8 protein-coding genes are annotated in these 9,835 nt (G+C 49.5%); 6 read left to right on the plus strand and 2 right to left on the minus strand.

The annotated features are described in order from the left end of the window. Positions 1-1,204, minus strand: a 1,204-nt coding sequence (locus PF479_RS19880) for an extracellular solute-binding protein (protein WP_298010648.1), incomplete at its 3' end; no start/stop codon positions are given. 174 nt (positions 1,205-1,378) lie between these two features. Here PF479_RS19880 and PF479_RS19885 point away from each other — a divergent pair. From PF479_RS19885 to PF479_RS19910, 6 genes are all read left to right on the plus strand, one after another. Then, the gene (locus PF479_RS19885; RefSeq protein ID WP_298010651.1) at positions 1,379-2,464 is read left to right on the plus strand and encodes a GntR family transcriptional regulator; all 1,086 of its coding nucleotides are present in this window, start codon (positions 1,379-1,381) and stop codon (positions 2,462-2,464) included. Continuing rightward, positions 2,464-3,375: a phosphatase PAP2 family protein gene (locus PF479_RS19890; protein WP_298010654.1), complete on the plus strand. Its 912-nt coding sequence runs from the start codon at positions 2,464-2,466 to the stop codon at positions 3,373-3,375. The genes PF479_RS19885 and PF479_RS19890 overlap by 1 nt, the downstream gene beginning before the upstream one ends. Before the next feature lie 89 nt (positions 3,376-3,464). Continuing rightward, positions 3,465-4,124, plus strand: coding sequence for a TetR/AcrR family transcriptional regulator (locus PF479_RS19895; protein WP_298010657.1), 660 nt, complete (start codon positions 3,465-3,467; stop codon positions 4,122-4,124). After that, positions 4,117-6,885: an MMPL family transporter gene (locus PF479_RS19900; protein ID WP_298010659.1), complete on the plus strand. Its 2,769-nt coding sequence runs from the start codon at positions 4,117-4,119 to the stop codon at positions 6,883-6,885. Before PF479_RS19895 ends, PF479_RS19900 begins: the two co-directional genes overlap by 8 nt. A gap of 1 nt (position 6,886) precedes the next feature. After that, positions 6,887-7,654, plus strand: a complete 768-nt coding sequence (locus PF479_RS19905; RefSeq protein WP_298010662.1) for an outer membrane lipoprotein-sorting protein — start codon at positions 6,887-6,889, stop codon at positions 7,652-7,654. A gap of 14 nt (positions 7,655-7,668) precedes the next feature. Continuing rightward, complete coding sequence (locus PF479_RS19910) at positions 7,669-8,961, plus strand: hypothetical protein (RefSeq protein ID WP_298010664.1); 1,293 nt, start codon at positions 7,669-7,671, stop codon at positions 8,959-8,961. On the opposite strand, the gene PF479_RS19915 is transcribed toward PF479_RS19910, so the two are convergent. Continuing rightward, on the minus strand, positions 8,958-9,835 hold an 878-nt coding region (locus PF479_RS19915), incomplete at its 5' end, for an MFS transporter (RefSeq protein ID WP_298010665.1). The two genes, PF479_RS19910 and PF479_RS19915, sit on opposite strands and share 4 nt — an antisense overlap.

Raw genomic sequence — 9,835 nt, forward strand, 5'->3', positions numbered from 1 at the left:
CATCGAGGTAGGCTTTATCGATGGCCCCTCTGTTCAGGATCAGTTCCTGGAAGGCATCGTCAAAAACCTGTTTTACCGCACCCCAGGAAGTATAGTCACCACCGGGTACACCGGAAACAATGCCGTTTTTCATCACATTGATTCCTTTGGCGATGATTTCATCTTCTGCTGAGTCACCCAGTTTGGCAATGGCTTCATCGATAGGAGGAATAAAGCCGCCTGTACCCCTGGCAATATTCACTGCCATCTCGGGCTCTGTCATATATTCAATGAATTTGACGGCCAAATCGGCATTAGGAGCACCATTAACCACGGCAAAACCGCTTGAACCGGCAATAGATCCGATTCCTTCGGGGCCTTTAGGAGCAGGTGCCAGAACGTATCCTGAAGGATTAGAGCGATAGGCTTCACCGCAGCGAACCATATGGGCTACTGTCAGCCAGGCTTCTCCGGTTTTCATGGGAGAAGAGACATTGTCATAGGGATTAACCGTAGGAGTGTAGGCGTCTTTCATGGCTGCCAGGACGTTCCAGGCTTTCAGGGCTCCAGGGGAGTTGATCACTGGGAATTCTCCACCATAGGACAGGAACATTCCGCCGTACATATAGATCAATGATTTCTGTGGAACACCGGTTACGGCTGTTTTTCCTTCACCCTCACCCTCGGCAATGGCGACGGCCCAGGCCACATATTCTTCCCAGGTCAGATCCTGTACATCCGCACCGGCCGGTAGATAGGGGAGCGCTTTTTTATTAGCAAGGAGCAGATACACATCGGCTCCAACAGGGGCGAAATACGTCTTGCCACCCCTGGATATGCTGTTTTTGAATGCTTTGGAGAATGTTCTGTCTTTCCAGTTTTCAACAGGAAGAGGAACAACATAGTCATTATCAATCCATTCAGCCATGCGGCTGTCGTGGGCAATGACAACATCCGTATTGACGCGTCCTGACTCTTTTTGAAAGGCGGCCCGCTTCAACAGTGGATCATCTTCAAGAATTTCAAACATGACGACACAGTTGTTCGCTTCTTCAAATCCGGGGAAAATTTCATCTATCAGAAACTGCTGTTCTCCCGGCTGAGAGTAGAGTCTGGATGATACGACCAATCTGGTGGGACCAGTCATATCTGCCTTGCCGCCTGCAAAAAGAGCAGGGGCCATGATCAGAGTGATGAATAGTAGGAATAAACCTATCCGTTTCATTAGAAAACCTCCATTAATTAACATGTGTTTTATTTGCTTTAATATGACATTCCTGACATGTCAAGTTGGAAAATGATAGACAATAGATCGATACCTGATATATTATGTACCTGTGCCGTCCCTGCTTGACTAGTTAAAGACGTCTGGCTGGATTGACCTGAAACAGGAGGAACCGTGACCATCCCCGTATATCAGACAATTATAAACACCATTCAGGAGTGGATTCAGAAAGGCAAATTTCAGAGTAATGACAAGTTGCCTTCCGAGACTCAATTGATGGAGGAATTCTCTACCTCCCGGATAACAGTGATCAGAGCCCTGAAAGAGATGGAACTGAAGGGGATCATCTACAGGCTGAAGGGGAAGGGGTCCTTTGTGGCCGAAGAAAAACCCAGATACCCCTCAGAGGGCCGGGTCATCTCCCTTGTTCTGCCTCACAAAGTGGACTTTTTTTCGGGGGGGCAGCAGTATGCCCACCAAATTTACAGCAGCTGTCAGGAAAGAGGATACCTTTGCAGCCTTCATTATTCGGATCAGTCCACCAGGAAGGAACGTCAAATTCTGGAAGAGATTGAGGGACACAATGTTGCCGGAGCGATTATCTATCCTATCAGCAACAGGAATGCTGCTATCTTGAGCCGCATGAGCATCAAGGGGTTTCCCATGGTCCTCCTGGATCGGAAGCTGGAAGAGCTCTCCCTTCCTGTGGTCACCTCTGATAATTTTCAGGGCGCTCTGAAAGCGGTAACTTATCTCGCCGAACGGGGGCATAAGAGGATCGGTTTTATCGGTGCCAAAGACAGCGATGTTGTGAGTGAGCGCTACCGGGGATATTGCTACGCCCTGACTGACAGCGGCATACCCATGGACATGGATCTCCTTATCACTCAATTCACCGGGAATACAGAGGATGAACGGAGCCAGTTAGATGAAAATGAGGCCCTTCATATTCTCAAAAAACTCAGGAAAAAGAATATTTCTGCCATCTTCTGTGTCAATGATCTGATAGCCTACCGTCTTCTTATGGCGGCACAGAAATTGAATATATCCGTACCCGAAGAACTTTCTCTGGTTGGTTTTGATAATCTGAAGTATATGGATGATACCAGCTGGAAACTGACCACCGTGGCCCAGGATTTCGAATCCATCGCCAGGGGCTGTGTCTCCATTCTGGTGGATATGATCGAGAAAGGAGTGGAAACGCATGTTGAAGATATGATAGTGCCCACCAGATTCCTGAAAGGGAACACCCTAGGCTGATGCAGACAATCCTACTGAATTTCTTCCAATCCATTGCCAGTCCCGGCCTGGACTTCCTTGCTGAGGGGATGACCATGCTGGGTGAAACCGGCGTTTATATTCTGATCATTGCCTCTTTTTTCTGGGGAATTTCCAAAAAAACGGGGATGATCCTGTCTTCCACCCTCTTGATTTCGCTGTTTCTCAATAACCTTCTGAAAATTATTTTTCACAGTCCCCGTCCCTTCGAAGTTCTGGATAACCTAGAAGGCAAACGCCTGGAAACGGCCACGGGATACTCCTTTCCCAGCGGTCATACTCAGGGAGCGTCCAGTTTTTATACGACCCTGATTTATCTCTTTCATAATAGGATGCTTCGGATTCTCTGCATCCTGGCCATCCTTATGGTGGGTATTTCCCGGCTCTACCTGGGAGTCCACTGGCCGGTGGATGTGCTGGGCGGCTGGATACTGGGGATTACTTCGGCCTGGATGATTGCATCGCTGATTGATCGCCTCTGGGAAGTGCCGGAAAAACTGGACAGGTTCCTTCTGATCTTCATTCTGTTGGTGGCTTTGGCTGTGATGGTGATGGTTCTTCTGGAGCTTTTCCTTTTTAAGGACTCCCTTAAAAGGGATGACTTTTTCAAGGGATCAGGACTCCTTCTGGGATGTTTTACGGGTTTTCTTGTCGAAAGGCGTCTGACTGATTTCGATGCCTCTCAGGGGGCTCCTCTTCTTAAAATTCTTCGTGTGGTCATCGGTCTGGCAGGAGTGGCCCTTCTGCAAGGCGGTTTAAAAATGCTTCTGCCCGATGTATTTTTTAGTCATCTCCTGAGGTACGGGATCATGGGGCTGTGGATCACTCTCTTTTTTCCATGGTTCGGCTGCCGAATCCATCTCTTTAGTAAGAGAATCCTGAAAGAAAATTAGTTTTTTAGAGTTTTCAGATTGCATACTTGACAGACTCTTTCAAGAAACCTACCATAGGTATGTAAACACATACTTTAGGTAGGTTTCTTGTGAATTCCACCAATAAGAAAGAACAGATAGAGATTCAGGCACTCATTTTTTTTGCCAGAAATGATTATGAAGGCTCTTCTCTCAACGATATCGCCAAGGCCCTGAATGTGACCAAGGGAGCCATCTATCACTACTTTGACGGGAAGGCGGACCTATTCAAATCTTCCATCCTGAGATTTCTGGACACCATGGATTACATGCTCAACGGCACTCTGCCCAGGGATATCCCTTTCAAAGTCCTTCTGGAAAATCTTTTCAAGATGGAAGAAATGGTTGCCGAGATCGGCAGGGAAACGGGGATGGGTGAGATTATGGAGAATTATGAGAGTTTTCTCTATCTCTACATCGCCGGAGTCAAAAAATTCCCTGAGCTGAGGATCAGGATGGAAAAACTCTATTACGGATTCCGCAGCAACCTTGTGAATCTTATGAATGCGGCCATTGTCAAAGGAGAAATCCAGAAAGATACGGATACCGAAGCTGTGGCCTTCGAGATTACTGCATTTTACGAAGGAGCTCTCCTGTTGGGAGCTCTGAGCAATCAAAAAGATTATATAGAGCTGGGTCCCCGGGTCTGTTCCCTCATCTGGGAGCGTATCGCTGAGAAGGGTAGACCTGAAAATCCAAATGAATATATTCAGGAGAAAGCAAATGAATAGTATGAAACAGAGTCCTTTGCTGGGCAGATGGGCAGGATGGGCCGGTGCAAACCCGGTCAAGGTCTTTTTGATGGCCCTGGTCATTACCCTCATTCTGGGAATCGGCGCTTTTCAGATGGAAATGGAAATGACTTTTTTTTCCATTATGCCCCAGCAGTCGACTCAGGTTCAGGATCTGAAACGGATTACCAATGAGTTCCCCTTTGCTTCATCTCTTGTCGTGGTGGTAGACGGCAGGGGATTACCCGCTGATACGGCAAAAGAGACGGTAAAATCTGCCATAGATGAAATGGCATCTGTATTTTCTTCCGATGAGTTTGATTCGGCTCTCTCCGGAGTCTACAGCAAGGTTGATGAAGCTTTCCTGAAGGAACATGGTTTTCTTCTCAGTCAATCAAAAGATCTCAAACGCCTGAAAGGTATCTATGCCGACCCTGACCTATTCCCTTTTCTTCAAGCCTTGAATGATGACCTGGAAAGAGAGTATTCCGGAGACGGCGAGGCAATGGAAGATGATGAGATGCAGCTGGTGTCCTGGGTGGGGGGTGTTTCTGAAATCCTGAATACCATGGCTGATGCCCTGGAAGGCCATTTGCCTGATGATTCCAAGATTGATGAGGCTCTGGATGCCTATCTTCTCGGAGAAAGCTATTACCTGAGCCGCTCTGAAAATATGGGTGTCCTCTTTTTAAATCCCCGCTACACCATCAACGACCTTGATCCCCTGGTCAATGAAACCAACCGGATTGAAGAACGGGTCAAATCGATTGCCTCCGATTACGGTATGACTGCGGGTATGACGGGTCTGACAGTGGTGGGCCGGGATGAAATGGTCACATCGGAGCAGGGATTTGCCTTTTCCATGCTGCTTGCTTTTGGTCTGATTCTAACCCTTATGATTGTGGTCTTCCGGATTCGTACCACACCGCTGATCATCGGTGTGCCCCTGATGCTCGGCGTATTCTGGACCATGGGCTTAACAGGGTTTATCCTCCACAGACTCAATATCATGACCGCCATGTACATGGTCGCCCTTGTAGGACTGGGTGTGGATTATGCCATCCATCTGATGACCGGTTTTGTTCAGGAGAGGGATCAGGGTAAGGATTTCCTCTCTTCCATAACCGATGCCTTTAATAAAAGCGGCAGGGGAATCGTGACGGGCGGATTCACGACGGCAGCCGCCTTTTTCGCGCTTCTCATGGCCGAGAGTGATATGGTTCGTGAACTGGCCGTCGTTGCCGGGATGGGGATTTTCTGTGAGCTTCTGGCCATGCTGATGCTGATTCCCGCTTTCCTGGGATGGCGGAATCTGCGGCTGCTGCGAAAGGGAAAGGCCGATCCCATGGTGAGCCGTAAAACACCTGTCCCTTCCGATTTTGTTGAAGGTCTGGGGCACAGTATCAGTAAAAGACCGGGACTCTGGATTCTGGTCTTAATGACCATAGGATTGGCCCTGGGAACTCAGGCTCCCCGGATTGAACTGGAAGACAATCTGATGAAGATGGAAGCAGAAGGACTGGAGTCGGTGAAACTTCAGGATACTATGACCGAGGAGTTTGGTGCCGCTCCGGATGTTTTGTACTATCTCAGTGAAGATCCCGATGAACTGCCGGCTCTGGTTAAGGCTATTGAAAAACTGGGTTCGGTCAAATCGGTGGATGCCATCACCCAATGGTGGCCCACGGAAGATCAGCGCTCCAGGAGGATTCCCTATCTGGAGGATATACGAACCACCCTGGAGGATTGGAACACTTCAGAGTCGGTTGATTCTGAAATGATTCTGGAAGAACTGTACCGTCTGGAGGCAAACCTGATCGAAATGGGAGACCTGGCCTTTCTGGGAGGCACCGACCGGCTGACCTTTGTTCTGAATAAGGCGACCGGTCTGGACAAGGACGGGAAAAAAGTGAGGAATTCGGTTTTTGACCGGCTTTTTGATTCACTTGAATCTGACAGTTTCAATCCGGGGGAACTCATCGCCTTTCAGGGCCGTTTTTCTCTCCCCTTGAGTCAACGGATTCACACTATGGCGGGAACCGGGGCTATCAGTCTGGAAGATCTGCCGGATATGATCCGGGACACCTACCTCTCAAAGGAAGGATCATCTACACTGATGACCATTTCACCCCGGATGAATCCCTGGGTCGGTGAGTCCCGGAATATCTTCACTTCCCAGGTGAGTACGGTGACCGATAGAACCACAGGCATGATCCTCGCTGCGGATCAACTGATTCTGATTGCCGGCAAGGATGGAAGAAAGGCTGTCCTGGCTGCCTTGATTGCCGTCTTTTTGATCCTTCTGATTGATTTCAAAAACTTTAAATTGACAGCTCTGACCTTTCTGCCTCTCCTGCTCTCCTTTTCTTCACTCTACGGGATCATGGTTCTTTTCAATATCAAGCTTGATTTTGTGAATATCATTGCCATTCCCCTGCTGGTGGGAATAGGTATCGATGATGCGGTGCATATCAATCACCGTTATCTGCTGGAAGGGAAGGGTGAGATGCATCAGGTCCTGGCCCGGACAGGTTCGGCTGTGGCTTTGACCACTATCACCACCATCATTGGTTTCGCATCCTTTATTCCCTCCGTCATGAGGGCCATGCGGAGCACCGGAATTGTGCTGACCCTGGCCATGGCTCTGGCCTTTCTGTTTTCCATCTGTCTGCACCCCGCCGTTCTGGTAATGGTCTGTGAAAAATGGGGCTGGGATCTGAAACCCCGAACTTTTAAAAGAATTTCCAAGGAGAATGACTGATATGAAGAATCTTTTTAGAATTGTAATGACATTTGCACTTCTGAGTGCCACCTTAACTGTCTGCGCCCAGGATGCACAAGACCTGATAAATCAGGCTGATAAGGCCTTTGAACTGGATGCTATTTACAGCAGGAGTACTCTGCAGGTGATCAAATCCGGTAGAGAGCAGGCCCTTCAGGTGATGGAAGGATTCGAACTGGATGATTCTGACGGGATTTCCAGGTCTCTGTCGATTTTTCTGGCCCCCCCCCGGGTTGCCGGGACAGCCTACCTGATGTTAGGAGATGATCTCTGGGTCCGGTTTGCCTCGACTGGACGCATCCGGAAGTTGAGCTCTTCCGCGAAAAAGAACTCAGCCGCAGGAAGTGACTTTTCCTATGCCGATATGGGCGAGGGCAGCAACAGTTTTACCGGCCAATATTCACCCTCTTATGACGGAACGGAGAAGGTTGACGGACAGGACTGTCATCGCTTGATCCTCACTCCCAGGCCCGGAGTCAGCAGCGCTTATGAAAAACTGATTGTCTGGATAACCCTGGAAAAGCAGCTGTACCGCAGAATCGAGTACCATGATGACGGTTCTCCTATTAAATATTTGGATTTTGATGACTATAGAGAGGTGGGCGGTGTTTATTATCCCTATCTGATGACCATGACCAGTCTTACCAAAAAATCTATAAGTGTTGTCACCACCAAAATCATTGAGTTTGACAGCTCCAGAGTGGAGGAATATTTTTTCACAACCTCTTATCTGGAAAACATCCGCTGATGATGGAGGATTCTATGAAACAATTAAAAGGCCATTGGATTTTATTCATCATGTTTCTCTCTGCTCTTATACCTGCAGGCGCCGAAGTCCATTTCAGCGGTGAGCTCATACCGGAAGTCAATTTAAATATCCCTCAGGACGGTGATTATGACTCCCCCCTGAATCCAGAAAACAGCCTGGCCGTGAAGGATGTGATGTTCCGTAATGAAATTAATCTGAAGCTGGATGAATCGAGCGATACAGGAGCTCTGAACCTGTGGATTCAGCTGGGCCAATATCCTGTGGCGGATATGCTGAGAGGCAGCGCAGCCATTCTGTCGGAAGGCAATCCCGTTCTGACAGCTGCGGTAGCCGATATGGCTTCTGCCTCTCAGGCTTATATCTATACCGCAGAAATAATCAGGGCCAATGCTGCCTGGATTCCCGGAAAGAACAGCCGCTTGACAGTCGGGCGGCAGAGTTACCTGACCGGGTACGGTTACGGTTGGAATCCCGTTGATCTGGCGAATCCTCCCAAGAATCCCACAGACCCGAGTGCCTATGTTCGGGGAGTGGACGGTTTGACCCTGCAGTACAATCCCCAGTCCTGGCTGGGCATTAAAACCTACGGTCTTCTTCCGTCGGAAGGTCCGGGCTGGGACTATGATGAACTGCTGGCAGGCATGGAACTGACTCTTCAGGCTTCGGCTCTGGAGATCCAACTCTCCGGACTCTACGGCGGGGCGGAGCAGGGTGATGATCCCTATGATTTCTACCCCCATGCCGGAGCTGCCGCTGTTTTTATGGATATTCAGGGAGTGGGCGTGTATGGAGAAGGAGTCGTCCGCAGCCGGTCCCGCAGGAACAGCCCTGATATGGAAACGGGTGCTTCGGTCCTGAAGGAAAAAGCCGTCTATTCGGCCCTGCTGGGTGGGGAGTATTATTTCAGTTCCGGCCTGGCGGCTGTCGCCGAATACTTCTATAACGGAGAGGGATGGGATCAGAATCAGAGGGAGGATTATGCTTCCCTTCCTTCCGACCTGTCCCTCTACTCGCCTCTGTATTTTGCCAGGCATTATGCCCTGCTGAATCTGATGATACCCTGGTATGCGAGAGACAGCAGTTTTAACCTCAACATGATTTATTCTCCCGATTCACAGGCCCTGTTTGTGACTCCCTCAGCTTCTTTTAATCTGAACTACGAAGGCACGCTTGTGTCAGAAATAGGGTACACCGGGATGACCAGCCTGGATGACGGCAGGAAGAATGAAGCCTGGTTGTCTCCGGTTAAACACAGCATTGTCTTTAACCTGCGCTATTACTTTTAGAGAGGGCTTTTCATTATTCTGCTATGAGTCAGGCGGAAGCTTAACAGGAGGAGAATCAGAGCCCCCACAAGGTAGCCGGGGATGATTTCAAGACCGTAAATCCTGGCTAGAACACCCGCAATGGAGGGTACTACCGCCGCCCCGACTCCTGCCGCGGCAATCTGCATGCCGATGGTGTGGCCCTGGTACTTCCTGCCCACCCTGTTTACCGTATCCGAGACAAGTCCCGGGAATACAGGCGCAATGGCCAGTCCGGTCAGGCCGATGCCGAAGATGGTCATACTGTTATAAAGATCAACAAGGATCATAACCGTCCCCGAGATGGCCAGAAAGACGCTGAAATAAATCATGGTAGAAACTGAGAATTTCCGGCTGTACCAGCCTGCTATAATCCGGCCCAGGGTAAACATGCCCCAGTAGGTTCCCGTGATGAACCCGGCGACGGCCGGTGCAACTCCTCTGGACTCGGTCAGAAGGGAGTAGGCCCAGAGACCCAGCCCCAGTTCAACTCCTGTATAGATAAAGAACATCAGCATGCTCAGCCAGACGGAGACTTTTTTCATGGTTTCTGCCAGAGTCGCCTCTTCCCTTACCTGGGCTTCTTCTTTCAGACTGATGTTTTTCCACCAGCCCTTTGTGAGGAGGAAAGCCGCCGCCAGCAGTATCTGAGCCCCCGCTACAACGACATAGCCCCATTGCCAGCGCTGAGTCCAAGTGATCCCCAGTGTCATTATGACCGGGCCGATGGTGACTCCTATTCCAAAGCTGGCATGAAGCCACTGCATCATGCGTTCACTATGATTCTGGGCAATATAGGTATTGATTCCTGCATCGATGGCTCCGGCTCCCAATCCTCCCATAACCGCCGCCCCGA

It is taken from the genome of Oceanispirochaeta sp., from assembly GCF_027859075.1.
Lineage (GTDB): Bacteria > Spirochaetota > Spirochaetia > DSM-2461 > DSM-2461 > Oceanispirochaeta.